Origin of the sequence: Janthinobacterium kochi, assembly GCF_051380715.1 — a bacterium.
Taxonomy (GTDB): domain Bacteria; phylum Pseudomonadota; class Gammaproteobacteria; order Burkholderiales; family Burkholderiaceae_D; genus Janthinobacterium.
The window spans coordinates 1-17,007 of sequence record NZ_JBNYXO010000023.1 but is presented as its reverse complement, the minus strand read 5'-3'; the positions used below and the strand labels follow the sequence as shown (position 1 = coordinate 17,007).

At 58.1% G+C, this 17,007-nt stretch carries 16 protein-coding genes; 10 read left to right on the top strand and 6 right to left on the bottom strand.

Translation table 11 applies throughout. The features are described 5' to 3' along the window. Positions 1 to 73 precede the first annotated feature (73 nt). Both ACQ4WL_RS26800 and ACQ4WL_RS26795 read left to right on the top strand, forming a co-directional pair. On the top strand, positions 74 to 301 hold the full coding sequence (locus ACQ4WL_RS26800) for a hypothetical protein (protein ID WP_071078121.1): 228 nt from the start codon (positions 74 to 76) through the stop codon (positions 299 to 301). Between the two features lie 73 nt (positions 302 to 374). Further along, a complete protein-coding gene (locus ACQ4WL_RS26795; protein WP_436512665.1) occupies positions 375 to 779 on the top strand; it encodes a hypothetical protein in 405 nt (134 codons plus the stop codon). Here ACQ4WL_RS26795 and ACQ4WL_RS26790 read toward each other — a convergent pair. The 6 genes from ACQ4WL_RS26790 to ACQ4WL_RS26765 all read right to left on the bottom strand — a co-directional run bounded on the left by ACQ4WL_RS26790 (position 776) and on the right by ACQ4WL_RS26765 (position 5,079). Further along, positions 776 to 1,807 (bottom strand): RNA methyltransferase, encoded by a 1,032-nt coding sequence (locus ACQ4WL_RS26790; protein WP_436512663.1) that lies wholly within the window; start codon positions 1,805 to 1,807, stop codon positions 776 to 778. The two genes, ACQ4WL_RS26795 and ACQ4WL_RS26790, sit on opposite strands and share 4 nt — an antisense overlap. A gap of 64 nt (positions 1,808 to 1,871) precedes the next feature. Next, the gene (locus tag ACQ4WL_RS26785; protein ID WP_099759805.1) at positions 1,872 to 2,213 is read right to left on the bottom strand and encodes a zinc ribbon domain-containing protein YjdM; all 342 of its coding nucleotides are present in this window, start codon (positions 2,211 to 2,213) and stop codon (positions 1,872 to 1,874) included. Between the two features lie 91 nt (positions 2,214 to 2,304). Further along, complete coding sequence (gene dmeF / locus ACQ4WL_RS26780; protein WP_436512661.1) at positions 2,305 to 3,276, bottom strand: CDF family Co(II)/Ni(II) efflux transporter DmeF; 972 nt, start codon at positions 3,274 to 3,276, stop codon at positions 2,305 to 2,307. 10 nt (positions 3,277 to 3,286) lie between these two features. Continuing rightward, entirely contained in the window at positions 3,287 to 3,562 is a 276-nt protein-coding gene (locus ACQ4WL_RS26775; RefSeq protein ID WP_436512660.1) for a metal/formaldehyde-sensitive transcriptional repressor, read from the bottom strand. 37 nt (positions 3,563 to 3,599) lie between these two features. Further along, positions 3,600 to 4,430 carry a TlpA family protein disulfide reductase gene (locus ACQ4WL_RS26770; protein WP_436512659.1) on the bottom strand — a complete coding sequence of 277 codons (831 nt, stop codon included), beginning with the start codon at positions 4,428 to 4,430 and terminating at the stop codon, positions 3,600 to 3,602. A 70-nt stretch (positions 4,431 to 4,500) separates the two neighbouring features. After that, the gene (locus ACQ4WL_RS26765) at positions 4,501 to 5,079 is read right to left on the bottom strand and encodes a DUF2325 domain-containing protein (protein WP_436512712.1); all 579 of its coding nucleotides are present in this window, start codon (positions 5,077 to 5,079) and stop codon (positions 4,501 to 4,503) included. 410 nt (positions 5,080 to 5,489) lie between these two features. On the opposite strand from ACQ4WL_RS26765, the gene ACQ4WL_RS26760 reads away from it, so the two are divergent. The 8 genes from ACQ4WL_RS26760 (at position 5,490) to ACQ4WL_RS26725 (ending at position 16,998) form a co-directional block, all read left to right on the top strand. Then, positions 5,490 to 8,657 (top strand): type VI secretion system Vgr family protein, encoded by a 3,168-nt coding sequence (locus tag ACQ4WL_RS26760; protein WP_436512658.1) that lies wholly within the window; start codon positions 5,490 to 5,492, stop codon positions 8,655 to 8,657. Next, entirely contained in the window at positions 8,654 to 10,414 is a 1,761-nt protein-coding gene (locus ACQ4WL_RS26755) for a hypothetical protein (RefSeq protein ID WP_436512657.1), read from the top strand. Before ACQ4WL_RS26760 ends, ACQ4WL_RS26755 begins: the two co-directional genes overlap by 4 nt. A gap of 2 nt (positions 10,415 to 10,416) precedes the next feature. Then, positions 10,417 to 11,442, top strand: a complete 1,026-nt coding sequence (locus ACQ4WL_RS26750; RefSeq protein ID WP_436512655.1) for a PoNe immunity protein domain-containing protein — start codon at positions 10,417 to 10,419, stop codon at positions 11,440 to 11,442. Positions 11,443 to 11,521: 79 nt separating this feature from the next. Beyond that, a complete protein-coding gene (locus ACQ4WL_RS26745; protein ID WP_436512653.1) occupies positions 11,522 to 12,547 on the top strand; it encodes a PoNe immunity protein domain-containing protein in 1,026 nt (341 codons plus the stop codon). A gap of 232 nt (positions 12,548 to 12,779) precedes the next feature. After that, the gene (locus ACQ4WL_RS26740) at positions 12,780 to 14,033 is read left to right on the top strand and encodes a type VI immunity family protein (protein ID WP_436512651.1); all 1,254 of its coding nucleotides are present in this window, start codon (positions 12,780 to 12,782) and stop codon (positions 14,031 to 14,033) included. Positions 14,034 to 14,169: 136 nt separating this feature from the next. Then, entirely contained in the window at positions 14,170 to 15,195 is a 1,026-nt protein-coding gene (locus ACQ4WL_RS26735) for a PoNe immunity protein domain-containing protein (RefSeq protein WP_436512649.1), read from the top strand. Positions 15,196 to 15,301: 106 nt separating this feature from the next. After that, a complete protein-coding gene (locus ACQ4WL_RS26730; protein WP_436512647.1) occupies positions 15,302 to 16,327 on the top strand; it encodes a PoNe immunity protein domain-containing protein in 1,026 nt (341 codons plus the stop codon). A 107-nt stretch (positions 16,328 to 16,434) separates the two neighbouring features. Further along, positions 16,435 to 16,998 carry a hypothetical protein gene (locus tag ACQ4WL_RS26725; protein WP_436512645.1) on the top strand — a complete coding sequence of 188 codons (564 nt, stop codon included), beginning with the start codon at positions 16,435 to 16,437 and terminating at the stop codon, positions 16,996 to 16,998. Positions 16,999 to 17,007: the final 9 nt, after the last annotated feature.

Genomic DNA, 17,007 nt, shown 5'->3' with positions numbered 1-17,007 from the left:
GCCAAGACACGCGGTCAAGGCCGCGCACGATAGTGTGCCAGAATGGCTGCATTGCCCACTTCCCGAGGAATCCATGGCCGACTACAAAAACCCCAGCTACGTGGCCCGCTCCATGCACCCGCGTTTTGATGAACTGACCTCGCCCGGCGAAGCCGTGCCGTATTCGGGTATCTACCGCTGCGACGGCTGCGCGCACGAGATCGTGTCGACGGAAGGCCACATCATGCCGCCGCAAAACCACCATCAGCACAGCAGCGAGCAAGGTGCCATCCGCTGGCGCCTGATCGTCAGCCCGCGCTGATTGACACGCGCCAGGTGGCGGACGATACTGGATTCATCCGGCATCGCCATTGGAACGTCACTGGAACACCAGCATGCGCATCATCGACTTTGAAGTCCGCAAGGAATGTCCGCCGCAGTTGTGCGACTGCAAACGCGAGCGCCTGCTCGACGATCCGCAGGCGGACCTTGCCATCCTGCGGCTGAACCTGACGGAAGAAAAGCGCCTGCTGGCGCACATCGAAGGCATCGCCACGCATGCGCAGCTGCAAAAGCTGCAGCTGTTATTGAAGAGCAACCTGGGCGTGCAATTGCAGATCGCGCCGGGCAGCGGGGAAGTGCGCACCGTGCGCGGCTTCCAGATCCGCCTGCAAGAGCAACCTGGCCTGTGCCGCAAGACGCGCGCCGCCATTCCGGCCGCCGTGCGGCGATGCCTGGCCGCGCATCCCGAGATCGCGTTCGCGATATTGAATGAAAACGATTTGCTCGGTGGAGTTTAAGCGGCGCTGGCACGGATGGGAATGACCTTGCCTTTCGCTGCGCGCGCCCTTAACTGCCCGCAGCCGCCTTCCACGTCCTGCCCCGCCGAATCGCGCAATTTGGTCAGCACGCCGCGCGCATGCAGGGCGGCGGCGATGGCGCGCGCCTTTTCCCAGCTGGGACGTTTGAACGGCAAGTCGTCGATGGTGTTGTACGGGATCATGTTCAGCACCGCGTACTTGCCCTGCAGAAGCGCGACGATGCCGTCCATCTCGTCGTCGCCATCGTTGACGCCTTCCATCAGGGTCCATTGATACTGCACCGGGTAGCCGGTCAGGCGCGCATACGACTCGCCGAATTCCACCAGTTCGCGCGGCGACAGCCTGGGCGCGCGCGGCAGCAGCTGTTCGCGCAAGTCCGGCTTGGTCGTGTGCAGCGACAGCGCCAGCGCCGGCTTGACCCTTCCCTGTGGCAGGCGCTCGAACGCGCGCGGGTCGCCCACCGTGGAAAACACCAGGTTCTTGTGGCCGATATTGCCCTCGGTGCCCAGCAGTTCGATCGCTTCCATCACATTGTTCAGGTTATGCGCCGGTTCGCCCATGCCCATGAAGACGACTTTTTTCACGGGACGCAGGGTACGCGCCAGCACTACCTGCGCGACGATTTCGCCGCTGGTCACTTGCCGTATCAAGCCATCGCGGCCCGTCATGCAGAACTGGCAGCCGACGGCGCAACCGACCTGACTGGACACGCACAGGCCGTCGCGCGGCAGCAGTACGCTTTCCACCGTCTGGCCATCGTGCAGTCCCACCAGCAGCCGTGCGGAACCGTCCGCACCCGGATGGGTGCTGAGCAGTTTCAGCATGCCCTGCAATTCAAGGTCGAGCGCGGGCAAGGCCTCGCGCACGGGCAAAGGCAAAAAATCCTCGGCGCGGCGCCGGCCCTGGTCGTGCGGCTGCCCCTGGATCCAGTCGCGCAGCACGCGCTGTTCGTGCAGGGGCTTGGCGCCGAGGGCGCGCAGGCGCTGGCGGAGATGATCGATTTGCATGGATTCTGAATAAAAAAACGGCGCGCAGGAATGAAACCAGCGCGCCGTGTTACAGGTAAAAGCCTTACACCTTCTTGACGAACTCCGTCTTCAGGCTCATGGAACCGAAGCCGTCGATCTTGCAATCGATATCATGGTCGCTGTCGACCAGGCGGATGTTCTTGACCTTGGTGCCCATCTTGACGACACCGCCGCCGCCCTTCAATTTCAAGTCCTTGATGACGCTGACCGTGTCGCCGTCCTGCAGGATATTGCCGGCCGAATCGCGGTACACCTTGGCGCCCTCTTCCGCCGCATCTGCAGCCGTGGCCGACCATTCATGCGCGCACTCAGGGCAGATCAACTGGCTGCCGTCTTCATACGTGAATTCGGATTTGCATTGCGGGCATGGTGGTAATGTGCTCATTTTTTTCTCTGTCTGGTGAACAGCGCGTGCTGTAAAAGCCGACATTATACTGCCTACGCCCCGCATCAGCTTGCTTTTTTCACCATCATTATCAAGGGCGGCGAATAATCTCGATGGTGCTGTGGACAATCTCCTCGTGGACGCCGATGCGCGCACGCAGCTCGGCGCCTGTCAGCGCGGGGTCGCGGCTGACGACGGACAAGGCGCACGAATACAGCTGCTTGCCGACTCGCCACACGTGCAGGTCGACGATGCGCGGCGTGTCGCCGGCGCTTTCCACCTCCACCGCCTCGCGGATTTCATCCACCACGGGGTGGTCCATCTCGCGGTCCAGCAAGACCTTGCCCGTCTCGTGCATCAGCTTTTTCGCCCACAGCGCCACCAGCACGGCGCCGGCGATGCCCATCACGGGATCGAGCCACTGCCAGCCGTAAGCCCACGCGCCGCCCAGCGCGACGATAGCCAGCACGGACGTGGCGGCGTCGGCCAGCACGTGGAGGTACGCGGCTTTCATGTTCAAGTCTTCGCCATGGCCATGGTGATCGTGGTGGCCATGATGATCGTGATGATCGTGTCCGTGGCCATGGTGGTGGTCATGGTGGCCGCCGAGGATCAGCGCGCACACCAGATTCACGGCCAGGCCGAAGGCCGCCACCGCCATCGCCTGCGGATAGTGGATGGGTTGCGGCGAGAACAGGCGCTCGAGCGAGGCCACGACCATCAGCACGGCCACGCCCAGCAGCAGGATGGCGCTGGTATAACCGGCCAGCACCTCGATCTTCCACGTGCCGAAGGCAAAGCGGGGGTCGCGCGCATAGCGGCGCGCCGCCGCATACGCAAAGGCGGCCAGGCCGATGGCCAGCGCGTGTGAACTCATATGCCAGCCATCGGCCAGCAGGGCCATGGAGTTGTACCACCAGCCGGCGACGATTTCCAGCACCATGGTGGCCAGGGTGATCCACATGACGATGCGCGCGCGGCGTTCCGCCTTGTCGCTGGCCCCGCCAAAGACGTGTTCGTGCTGCCAGGCGGAGAGGTCTTCTCTGAAGGATTGCGTTTGCATGCCATTCTCCTTATTTGAGGTAGGTACGCAGGATGGCGGCGATATCGTCGGCGCCCCTGGCCCGCTCGTCGCTGGCCAGGTCGGGACTGGCCACGTGCTCGCGCAAGTGTTCTTCGATGACTTCAGCCATCAGGCCATTCACGGCGCCGCGCACGGCGGCGATCAGCTGCAGCACTTCGCCGCAGTCGCGGCCCTCTTCCAGCCCCCGCTCCAGGCCTTCCACCTGGCCGCGGATACGCTTCACCCGATTGAGCAGCTTGGTCTTGTTATGCGTCGTGTGTCCCATGATTCCACCCCAATAAATACCATAGGGGGGTATACTATCAGAGAGAACCGGGCGGCGCGATCTTTTGCAGCTTGCTGGCCAGCGAAGCATCGGACAGTTCGCCCAGGTGGGTATCGACCAATCGCCCCTGGGCATCATAAAACAAGGTGGTGGGCAGGGCCGAGGAACCGGCCGCCTTGCCCAACGCCGCCCCGCTGTCGAGCACCACATTGCGCAGGGTCACGCCGCTGCTGTTCAGGAAAGCGCTGGCGGCAGCCGCATCCTCGCGCTGGTTCGCATACACGAAGACGATATCGGCACGCGCCTGCTGCGCGGCGGCCAGCACGGGCATTTCGCGCCGGCATGGCGGGCACCAGCTGGCCCACAGGTTGACCACCATCGGCTTGCCGCCGGCCAGCGCCGCCAGGGTCGTCGGCGCGCCGGCCAGCGTCTGCAGGGCCACGGCCGGCAAGGCCGTCGGCTTGTCATACGCCAGCCCCATCCCTGCGCTCAACACGCCCCAGGCCAGCGCGCCGGACGCGACGCTGATGGCCAGCGGCCGGCGCATGGCCGCCATGGCGGGACGCCGGCAGCGCCACGCGGCGATGGCCAGCGCGGCGGCGATGCCGGCCGGCGCCAGGAAGCCGCCATCGCGGATATTCAAAATGGACCAGGGAGCCGCGAGGTATTGTTCGTGCCAGCGCAAGACAAACGCCAGGCGCGCCGCCAGAAGGCCGGCGATCAGCAGGTCGGAAACGAGGGGGCCGGCGTCCGGCAGTTGGCGATACCGCCGCAACCACCACGCCACGCCATAGGCGACGCACAGGGAGGCGAACAGCAGGACCAAGCCTGTAGGCAGGGCCAGGGGACCGATTTGCAGGGACAGCATGGGCGCTTTCTATAACGTCGAATGGACGGTCATTGTGGCCCATGCGGATTAAGCGTGCGTTAATCCGGCGTCAAGAAGCGGCCAGTGCTTCCTTGCGCACGAAATGCATGGCTTGCGGCTGGTCCACCAGCACGCATTGCTTGCCCGTGCGCTTGCAATGGTCATGCACGCGCCAGTAGGCATCGTGGCTGACGCAACCCGTCTGGCAAATCACCAGGTCGGCCGCCACCAGACCCGCTTCCAGCGCCGCCGCATCATCGGCGCCATCGTCGCCACCCGCGTGGTGCAGGAAGCGCCCGCCAGCCTGCTCGATGGCCTGCTGCGCTACATTGGCGCCCTGGGCGTCATGGACATCCTCGCTGACGGCCTGGTCGGCATACCGCCCCACGTACAGCACGGATTTTTCGCGTAGGCCGACCAGCAGGTCGGGCTGCAGCAAGGGCAAGGGGGTGACGGAGGGCGACGGCACCCACTGCAGGCGCAGCAACTCGCGCATCAGGTCTTGCACCCGTTCGCTGAGCCACTCGACCTTGCGCGCCAGCCGTGCCCGCGTGGGCAGACCCGGCGCGGCGGCCGCCAGTTCGGCCAGTTCTTCGCGCGCCAACGCCAGTTTCGTGTCGCGAATGACGACCTGCGCCTGCGCGCGCATCAGTTGCGCTTCAAGCTGCGCAATCCGGGCCGCCTGTGCCGCCTGTTCGGCCTGCATCGCACTGCAACGCGCCTGCGCGCGGCCGTACTCTCCCATCAGCACGCGATGCTCGCGCGCGATGCTCTCCTCGATACCATACAAACTGTGCATTGTGCCCTCCTCCACTGCCCGCGGCGCGCTGGCGCCCGCCCATCATTCACGACCTTGCCTGAATTATAAATGAGAATCATTTCTATTTGTGCTTGAGCCGCGCTGCTGGCATGGGTATAGCCAGTGAGATACCCATCCTTGCATATATGCATTTCAATCGAATCGCGCTTGTTAAATAATTATTTCTAGGGTGTAATCTTACAAATAAATCATCGCGTCCACTGCAAATCCGTACCATCCGCCACACGGAGCGCCAGGCAATGCCCGATACCACCCACGCAAGCGCAGCATCCTCGTCATCCAGTTCGCCGTCGCCGGCGGGCGGCTTTTCGCAGGCCACGCGCCGGCTGAAGCTGAGCACGCCCCTGGGCCCGGACAAGCTGCTGGCCGAATGCGTGCGCGGCGAGGAAGGCCTGGGACTGGGCTATGTCTTCCACGTCGCCGCCCTGTCACTCGATGCGGCCATTCCCCTCAAGTCGCTGATCGGCCAGCCCATCCTGCTGGAATTGCGCACGGCCGCCGGCACCGAGGACTGGCGCCCTTTCCACGGCCATGTCACCGCGGCCGAACTGGCGGGCGCGAACGGCGGCTTTGCCCGCTATAACCTGACCATGCAGCCATGGACGGCCTTCCTGGCCCACGGCCGCGACAGCCGCGTCTTCCAGGACTTGGCGGTACCGGATATCCTCGAAGTCATCTTCGCCCGCTACCAGGGCCAGGGCATGCTGGCGCCCGCCTGGCGCTTCGACCTGCTCGACCGCGCGGCCTATCCGAAACGCAGTATCTGCAGCCAGTACCAGGAAAGCGACTGGGCCTTTGCCGAGCGGCTGATGAGCGAGGAAGGCCTGTTTTATTATGCCGAACACACGGGCGACGCGGGCAGCGCCAGCCTGGGCAGCCACACCCTCGTCATCGCCGACCACAACGGCAGCTTCAAGCCCAACGCCCAGGCCAGCATCGCCTACAGCCAGCCAGGCGCCGTCATGCCGCAAGACACGATGGACCGCTGGCGCATGCAGCTGCGCCAGCAAACCAACGGTATCGAACTGTCCAGCTGGGACTACCGCGCGCTGGGCCAGCGCCCCATCAGCGCCGCCTGCGCCCATGACGGAACGATGGCGCTGGTCAGCCGAGACGCGCCCGGCGCCTATGCCTACCCGTCGCGCGAACACGGACAACGGCTGGCCGAGCGCCAGTTGCAGGCGCTGACGGCGGCCAGGGAAGTGTTTACCGGCGCCGGCACCGTACGCACCCTGGTGCCCGGCACCACGTTTACCCTGAGCGGCCAGGCGCAAACGGATGCGGCGGGCGGTGGCGACGCTGCTAGCTTCCTCGTCACCCGCACGGTGCACCTGATGCATAACAACCTCGATGCGGAACTGGGCGGCGGTATGCTGCAGCGCTTCGGCCGGGGCTTGCTCGACGCGCTGATCGGCGAAGAGGCGGCCGGCAGCCTGCACGCCGTCGGCGACTCCATCAGCGAACGCCCGCCCTACCGCAACCGCATCGACGCCATCCGCAGCAAGGTCCCCTACCGCAGCACCTATGCCAACGACCACGGCCAGCTGCTGCATCCGCGCCCCGTCATCATGGGCCAGCAGACCGCCATCGTCGTCGGCCCGGCCGGCGCCCAGCTGCATACGGACCGCGACCACCGCATCAAGGTGCAATTCCACTGGCAGCGGGGGGCGCAAAGCCATAGCCGGCTGGCGCATCCGGCGGCCGACGGCCACACGGGTGCGCCCGGCGACGACAGCGCCGGCACCTGGGTCAGGGTGGCCACGCCGCTGGCGCCCGTCGCCGGCGCCAACTGGGGCAGCAACGCCCTGCCCCGCGTGGGCCAGGAAGTGCTCGTCGATTTCCTGGAAGGCAATATCGACCGCCCCGTCGTCATCGGCACGCTGTACAACGGCCGCGGCCAGGCCGACGCGCAAAACAACCAGGTCAGCCAAGGCACGGGCGCGGCGACGGGCAACGCGCCGGCCTGGTTTCCCGGCCAGGCCGGCGCCCATGCCCATCCGGCCGCCTTGTCGGGCATCAAGACGCAAGCCATGCAGGCCAGCCAGGGCGGCGGCGGCGCCTACAGCCAGCTGGTGTTCGACGACAGCCCGGGCCAGGGCCGCGTCGCCTTGCAGCGCCACGCCGGCCCTCACCAGGGCACGGCCGAACTGAACCTGGGCCATTTGCGACACCAGAGCGACAACCAGCGGCTGGCGCCGACAGGCTTTGGCGCCGAGCTGAAAACGGAACACAGCGCCGCCCTGCGCGCGGGAGCGGGCATGCTGCTGTCGGCGCATGGCCGCGATGCTGGCGGCAGCCACATGGATGCGCAGGAAGCGCTGGAACAGCTCACGCAAAGCTTGCAACTGCAGACTTCGCTGGCCGAGCAGGCGCAAAAACATTTCGCACTCGAAATGCCCAGCCCGGCCACAGCCGGTGCGGCCGAGTCAGCTTCCGCTGCCACGCCGGAGCAGCCGGAGACGCCTTCGCCAGCCGCCCAGCTCCCCGCCCTCGCCCAGATGCAGCACAGCATCGAGGTCTTGGGCGCGACGGCCGAGGGCGCCGCCACGATGGGCCAGGGTCAGCAGGCGGCGGGCGGCGAAGGCCAGGCCAGCGCGTATGGCGACCCGCAGCTGCAATTGTCCAGTCCGTCCGGCATCGCCGCCACCACGCCGGCCAACGCCGTGCTGGTCGCTGGCGGCAATGGCAGTCTGGCGGCGGGCGCGGACCTCAACTTTGCCGCGCAGGGCAACAGCCTGTACGCGCTGGGCAAGGGCATCAGCCTGTTCACCTACGGCAAGGCCAGCAGCAAGGACAAGCCCAACCAGGAAACCGGCATCCGCCTGCATGCGGCCAGCGGCAAGGTCAGCAGTCAAAGCCAGTCCGATGCGACACGGCTGACGGCGGACAAGGCCGTTACCGTCAGCAGCACTGCCAAGAGCGTCACGGCGGCGGCCAAGCAGCACATCCTGATGACAGCCCAGGGCGCGTACATGCGCCTCGAAGGCGGCAACATCATGCTGCATGGACCGGGCAAGATCGATTTCAACGCCAGCATGAAGGAATTGACGGGGCCAGCGAGCAGCCAGCCCACGTTGCCGGCGATGCCGAATGCGGCCGACCTGGGCCGGGCAGTCGAGCTGAACCTGCATTATGGCGATCTCGAACCTGTCATTAACTCCCCCTACAAAATCACGTTCGCCAACGGCACGTCGCTGAGTGGATTGCTTAACGACAAGGGCCATGCCCGCCTCGAAAACATTCCTCCCGGCGCGTATCACATTGAATATGGTGAGGACCAGCGCGACTGGGTGGCGCCGCCATTGGTAGCGGAGCCACGTCTACAGCAAGCGAGGCAGCAGTTGAAACAGGCATCCGCATTGCTGGAGGCAGCCCGAAAAACCAGTAAGCCGGAGCCCAAGCCATGAGCCAGAACTTTGTCGATGAGATCGTGGAGTTTTTCAAGGACCTGATCCTCGGCGACTTTGAGGATGACCAGGGCAAGGCCGCCATGATCGTTGGCGGCGCCATTTCCCTGATCCCCGTGGTTGACCAGGTGATGGATGTGCGCGATGTCTCGGGCATGATCTACCGCGTCGGCAGGAAAGGCGTGTCGCGCGCGACCCGCGATGACTGGGTCGACATGGCGCTGGCGGCGTTCGGCTGCATTCCGGAAGTCGGCAGCCTGTTCAAGACCATCATCAAGCCTTTGCGCAAGTACCGCAAGGAGGTTGGCGCGGCGGCCGCTGGCGGCAATGTCATGATCGAAGCCATGCTGGGCAAGAGCAAGGGCGCCGCGATCAAATTCCTGAAAACCTTCCAGTGGGCGCAAAACACCCAGCTGGCAATCAGCACGGCCATGAGCGCGCTGGACAACTGCGTGCAATTGCTCGGCTACCTGTCGACCAGCCATTGGTGGCTGCCGTCGGACTTGCAGCACTTGGCGCGCGACATGAAGCCGCAAGTCGAGGCGGTGCGCGGTCCGCTCAAAGCCGGCATTGCGCAGGGCGCCAAGGCGCTGCAGGACTTGATCGAAGACATGCTGGGTGAAGACGCCTTGTGGGCTGCAAAAAAAATCGCCGTCGCAGCCGGCACCGGCGCCAATACGGCAGCCAGGCACAATCACAAGCCAGGCAACACGCATCCGCACAGCGCCAACGCCCAGTTCAAGTCGCCCACAACAAGCTCAGATAAAAATTCCAAGGGCGTGGATGCCAAAGCAAAAACCAAAGAACGGGACTCGCCGGGCAAGGGCAAGGAACACAAACCCGTGGACGACTCGCACCGCCAGAGCAGCGACGGCGGCACCGCGCCGGCCAAGAATACGTCGCGGCCGATTCGGCAATTGCTGTCTGAAGTGCCATTCGGGCCAAAGGGACTCCTCGGCGAGCATATGGCAGATTATTACCATATGGAACACGTGCTTAAAAAAGCCACCGCCTGGCCGCACGGTAACGTTAATGGAAAATGGCGCTTTGACTACCCGCGCATTGTTGGCCCCGATAACGCACACAGACGCCCGACAGAGCTTGTACCCGAAGACTTAAAAAAAATGGTACAGAATGGTGTGGATACCATCTGGCAGACGAATAGTGATACTTTCCATTTCATCGAAGCAAAATTCAGTGGCAGTGCCTACACGCTGTTCCAGCGGCTGCAAAAGGAAGTGGAACGTGGCAACATCCCACGCCCCCCAGCATCCCTCAACGATAGAGAGCTGATGTTATGGACTTTGCTCAGTGATCGTATCAAGGGTACACAGATGGGCATAGAATGGCTACGCAACAGCACAAAAACCCCCGCAATGAAATTAGACAGAAACTTAAAAAACCGCTGGGTGTATCTGATGCTGGGAAGCACCGCGTTCTCCAATCCTTTCGTGACGGCAGGCCACCCAAACGGCAAGCTCAAGTTAGTAGCAGCGCCTGGAGTTGTCGATCATCTTGAAGCGACATTGGAGTTACTCGCCTCAGGCGATCACTACAATATAAAAATACATGACAAACACAAAAAAACTCACGGCATAAGCGATACGTTTGATTATATTGAAATCGACCTCATAGAAAAAAATCGTAGGCGCGCCAAAAAAATATCATCGAAGAATATCACCACTCAACAAGAGCCACCAGAAAAAGATAAAAAATCAGGCAAACCAATTTCAAATAATAGATCCAAGAGAAAATAACAATGGAAATTCTGCCATTTCACCAGCGCCGCCGCCAGCAATTCCTTTACGAGGATCTATACGCGAAGACAAGAAAAAATCAACTCGCGATAATAGATGTTGAACTCGAAAATAAAAGAATAACCGACTCAATGCAGGGAAAATCTTCAGTCCATCATTTTTTGTATTTAGAAGAATTCTGGATCTGGATGCTCGACTATACGGCTGGCGAGTCGATTGATTCACTGGCTCCGCGCATCGCAGACATCGTGGATAAATTTGAAGAATGGAACGAAGTGGATCAACTCTATCAGCAGGAAGCGGCGCTTGAGCTTCCAGAGTATGGACCATACGAATACGAGGGAGCACCACAGTTTTCCATCCTTTCCGATTATGAAGACACGCTTCAACTACTCAGCATCGCCATCCTGCTACGCGATCAGTGTTCGGTGCGACGCATCATCCACGTGCTGCGCAGCCACCGTGGCAACGATGGGCTATTCGAGCATTTGATTGGCGCATATGTCGAGGACAGTCAAGAGCTGGATACCTGCATTATCGGCAAGCCCTACGACACCCTACTGCAAGTATTCTATGAGGAAGATGAGAAAGCTAGCTTAGTCCTGCTTCAGAAATACCTGAAACAATGGTATCCAGCCATGAAAAATCATCCGCGCTGGTACGATGAGCATCTCAACATCAACGAGGAAGGCTATGCCGCGTATTACGGTTACTGGGCCTTTGAAGCGGGGGCGGCCGTCTTTATACTCGACCTGGACGACAGCCAGATCGACCATTTGGTCTACCCCAAAGACCTGGTCGATTATGCACGACAGTTATGGGAAGAGGGCCGCTACACCAGTCAGGAAACAGAACCACTGATACGCAAGGGACGCGTCGAGGGTGGCCAGCCCTGCCCTCAAACAGGTTTCTGGGAAACCCCAGCAAAGTTACACAGCCGCAGCCATTTTGAGCAGGGCCAAATCATGCCTGTTTTTAATGATGCTGCATACGGTGAAACCATCTGGCATTGGAGTGAAGAACAATAGCCCATTTTCGATCTAGCACAATCAGCGACTTGCCCAGCGCCGAGCTGCGCCAGCAATCAGAAAAAACGACGGAAAAACAATGATGACAACCCCGTTCGACATGCGTCGCCGACAGCAATTTCTCTTCGAAGATCTTTATAACAAAACGAGGGTAAATCAATTTTCGTTAATTAATGGGGGCATTGAAAACAAAAAAGTAGCCGACTCGACGCTGGAAAATTCCTCAGTGTATCAGTTTTTATATTTAGAAGCGTTCTGGATATGGATGCTCGACTATACGGCGGGTGAGCCGATCGATGCACTGGCACCGCGTATCACCGGCATCGTGGATAAGTTTGAAGAATGGAATGAGGTCGATCAATTCTGTCAACAGGAGGCAGCGCTCGAGTTTCCAGAGTTTGGGCCGTACGAATATGAGGGAGCACCGGAGTTTCCCATCCTTTCCGACTATCAGGACACACTGCAACTGCTCAGTATTGCCATCTTGCTGCGCGATCTACATACGGTCAAACGTATCGTTCACATCCTACGCAGTCATCGTGGCGTCGATGGATTATTCGAGCAACTAGTTGATGGCTATGTTGAAGATGGACAAGCCCTCGACACCTGTATCATCGGCAAGCCCTATGACACCCTGCTGCAAGTGTTCTATGAGAAAGATGAGAAGGCCACGCTCGACCTGCTCCAAAAATACCTGAAACAGTGGTATCCGGCCATGAAAAATCATCCCCGCTGGTACGACGGACATCTAAGAATCCGGGACGAAGGCAACGCGCCCTATTACGGTTACTGGGCATATGAAGCGGGTGCGACGGTTTTTTTACTCGACCTGGACGACAGCCAAATCGACCATCTGGTTTATCCCAAGGACCTGGTCGATTATGCACGCCAGCTACGGAAAGATGGCCGCTACACTAGCCTGGGCACAGAACCTCTGATACGCAATGTGTGCGTCGAGGGCGGCCAACCCTGCCCCCAAACTGGCTTCTGGGAAACCCCAGCAAAATTACACAGCCGTAGCCATTTTGAGCAAGGCCAAGTCATGCCTGTTTTTGATGATGCGGCATACGGTGAAACCATCTGGCATTGGAGTGAAGAACAATAGCCAATTTCCCATCTGGCACAGCCAGCGACTGCCCCAGCGCCGAACTGCGTCAGCGCACGAGCCTTTGAAATGGCGCGACTACGCAGGCCGGTCAGCGGCAAGCACTGGACATTCGGCTGCCAACCCGCAAATTGGAACAGGGCGAGATCATGAGCAATCTGGATGCTGCCTGTGGCTTGACGGTATGGCATTTTCTGAAGGTATAAAAAACAACGACGTGAGAGGAGAAAAGATGAGCACAACGGAACGTTTTTTTACTGCCGAAGATGTAGAGGGAATGGTTGCGGACCTCAAGGAATGGCCAAACATGTCCTGTGACGATGGAAATCAAGATCTAGGTGTGTCTCCATTTATTACTTTCTATTTCCTCTACAACACTAAGCATCACCTTGATACGTCACTGCTGATGGTGGGTATTCATGAGGAATTTGAACGACTGACAAGGAATCCCTATCTTATTGGCACGCATCCCGATTCGGAACGTCCTCACCCTTACGGCTCAAAGCGTTTGCCAGATCTGCGTGAATTTGCTCGAAAAACAAGAAAAACAGACTATTTCGCCTTCAATTTTACCGATCAGAAAAAACATAACTCGTCTCCTTCTACTGCTGGATATTTCTGGAAAATGCGGGACTATATGAATGACAATCCCGAACCATCAAACAAGGTTTACACATCCATTCAATTCTACTATCGCTGGTCATGGTGGAAGGACAACAAGAATGCGTGGCGGCAGTTTGTTCTGGAAACCATAGAAAAACTAAAACCTGATCAGGTTTACAGCGGCTTTTCGATGGCCAATCCGCTTGCCTTCGGCACCCGCTCAGAAGTGGCCGTGTGGGAACGCTCTCTGGCGCCGCGATTTTTTGGTTTGGATATTGATTATCCTTTTTCCATGAACGGCTCGCTGGCAGACGGCATCCGCCCGCCAACCTGGGGCTTTTTGCTATCGGATACGTGGCGTGAAAAATTGGACCTCAGCCGCGACCAGATAAAACTCAGCCTGCAGCATCCGCAAATCCGGATCGACGAGCTCGATTCCGGCCTATGGATCGAACTGGGCGAGGAGCCGGCACTCTACCCGGTAGAGGATGGCGTACCGGAATTGCCGGCGCTACTCAACAAGCTGCTCAAGCCGATCCGCGACGATCACATGGCGCTGCTGGGCTTTGGCCAATGGGACGGCGACCCCAACGAACGCTTCAACGACGCCGACTCGCTGCGCTGGATGCGGCGCTTCGATGCCGACAGCGACTGGCCCAGCGCCGAACTGCGTCAGCGCCAAAATAACGGCGGCCCGAGTGACGCCGCGCCAGCGCCGGAGCCTTTGGAATTGCGCGCCTACGCCAGCGAGGCCTGCCCGCAGGCCGGACAATGGCAAGCGCTGGACATTCCGCCGCAAACCCGGCGACTTGAACAGGGCGAGATTATGAGCAGTCTGGATTCCGCCTATGGCTTGACGGTGTGGCGCTTCCTGAACGCATGAAGAAACAGCGACGGTACTGAGATTCGAGACCATCGACCTGATGCTCGATTGAAAAAGGCAATCATGCATTGCGGTTCGAGATACGCGTACCTTCTTTGACACGAATACAATTTACCCAAGAGAAAAGCACGTAACCATGGAAGATTTACCCTTTCATCAACGACGTAGACAGCATTTTCTCCATGAAGAACTTTATCAAAAAACACGGACAAATCAACTTTCCTTGATCCGGGGAGGAGAGGAAAACAGAAAGGATGCATATTCGATAGGCGAAAGTTCCTCCGTTCATCATTTTCTGTATCTGGAATTGCTCTGGATATGGATGCTTGACTACACGGCAGGCATAGCCCTCGATCAACTGGCGCCTCGAATCGCCGATATTGTGGACAAATTTGAAGAGTGGAACGAAGTGGATCAAAGGTATCAACAGGAGTGTGCGCTGAAGCTGCCTGAATATGGTCCGTATAAATATTCGGGGGCGCCCGATTTCTCGATACTTTCCGACTACGAAGACACGCTGCAACTGCTGAGCATTGCCATATTGGTACGCGATCAGCGTTCGGTCCAACGTATCATTCACGTACTTCGTAGCCATCGCGGTCAAGATGGCCTGTTCGAGCAATTGATCAGTGCTTATGCCGACAACGTCGTCGAGCGCGATACCTGTGTACTTGGCGCCCCTTATGACACCTTGCTACGTGTGTTTTATGAAGAAGATGAAACGGCCACACTCACCTTGCTCAAGAAATATCTGCAACAGTGGTATCCGGCAATGAAGGATCATCCACGCTGGCATGACGAGCATCTTAGAATCAGCGAAGGGGGCTATGCCGGCTACTATGGCTATTGGGCATTTGAAGTCGGAACGGCGGTCTTTATTCTCGACCTGGACGACAGCGCTATTGATCATCTTGTCTACCCCAAAGACCTGGTCAATTATGGCCGCAAGTTACGCGCGGAACACCGTTACACAAGCATGGATACTGACTTAATAAATAAGGCCGGTCGTGTCGAGGGAGGCCAACCTTGCCCGCAAACCGGCTTCTGGGAAACCCAAGCAAAGTTACACAGCCGTAGCCATTTTGAGGAAGGTGACAGAATGCCAGTTTTCGATGACTCTAGATATGGAGAAACCATTTGGTATTGGAGTACGGAACAGTAACCTCAATGACAGCATGGGAGATGCTTCCCTCGAAATTCGTCAGCGCTGATATATATATATATATATATATATTGATGTTCCACGGTGTTTAGCTTACAGGGAAACAATGAGTACCAGTTCATTCAATGCGCGGCGCCGGCAAAAATTTCTCCATGAAGACATTTACCATAACACGCGAAAAAACCAACTCGAATTATTTGAAGGACAACTTCTCAACAAAAATATCGCTGAGTCGACACAAAGTCAAACTGTCATTTACCAGTTTTTGTATTTGGAAGCGTTCTGGATATGGATACTCGACTATACGGCAGGTGAACCGATTGATGCACTGGCGCCGCGCATTGCAGACATCGTGGATAAATTTGAAGAATGGAATGAGGTGGATCAACTCTATCAGCAAGAATTAGCGCTCGATTTTCCAGAAGATGGGCCATATGAATATGAGGGTGCGCCGCAGTTTTCCACCCTTTCCGACTATGAGGACACACTACAACTGCTCAGCATCGCCATCCTGCTGCGCGATCAGCGTTCGGTGCGACGTATTATTCACGTACTGCGCAGCCACCGTGGCCGCGATGGGCTGTTCGAACAATTGATTGGCGCAAATGTCGAGGACAGTCAAGACCTGGAGACCTGCATTATCAGCAAGCCCTACAACACCCTGCTGCAAGTATTCTATGAAGAAGACGACAACGCTGCCTTAGCCCTGCTCCAGAAGTATTTGAAACAGTGGTATCCGGCCATGAAAAATCATCCACGCTGGTACGATGAGCATCTCAACATCAACGAGGAAGGCTATGCCGCGTATTACGGTTACTGGGCCTTTGAAGCGGGTGCGACCGTCTTTATACTCGACCTGGACGACAGCCGGATCGACCATCTGGTCTACCCCAAAGATCTGGTCGATTATGCACGACAGTTATGGGAAGAAGGCCGCTACACCAGTCAGGAAACAGAACCACTGATACGCAAGGGACGCGTCGAGGGTGGCCAGCCCTGCTCTCAAACAGGTTTCTGGGAAACCCCAGCAAAGTTACACAGCCGCAGCCATTTTGAGCAAGGCCAAATCATGCCTGTTTTTGATGATGCGGCATACGGTGAAACCATCTGGCATTGGAGTGAAAAACAATAGCCCATTTTCCATTTCGCACAACCAGGTATCTTAGGTATTTACATTGAACGCAAGTCAGACAAAATCTTGCAGAAATCTGCGCCAAACAAGAAAAATGGTACTTCGCCATGAAAAATAGCGTCTTTCACGAACGGCGTCGGCAACAATTCCTCTACGAAGAGCTTTACAATAAAACACGGGAAAATCAACTTCTTCTCATTAAAGTAGGACATGATAATAAAAAAGTAGCCAGTACAACGCAAAGTGAAAATTCGATTTATCAGTTCTTGCATCTCGAACTATTTTGGATCTGGATGTTGGACTACACCGCAGGCATCCCCATCAATGAACTTGCCTCGCGCCTTGTCGCCATTGTCGATGCATTTGAAAAATGGAATGATGCATATCAATTATTCCAACAGGATGCTGCACTCGAATTTCCAGAATTTGGGCCTTACGAATATGTCGGCGCCCCGCAATTTTCCAATCTTTTTGAATACGAAAATACGCTTCAATTAATTAGCATTGCCATTTTGCTGCGCGACCAGCAATCGGTCATGCGCATCATTAATGTACTACGTAGTTGTTTAGATATGGGTGATCATATTCCAACTCGCAGCCTGCCATTTTTCAGGGCCAGGTTGCTTTTGAGTACACTGTTGAATCCTGTCACCCAACTACCAGCGCCATGAGCCAAGCCC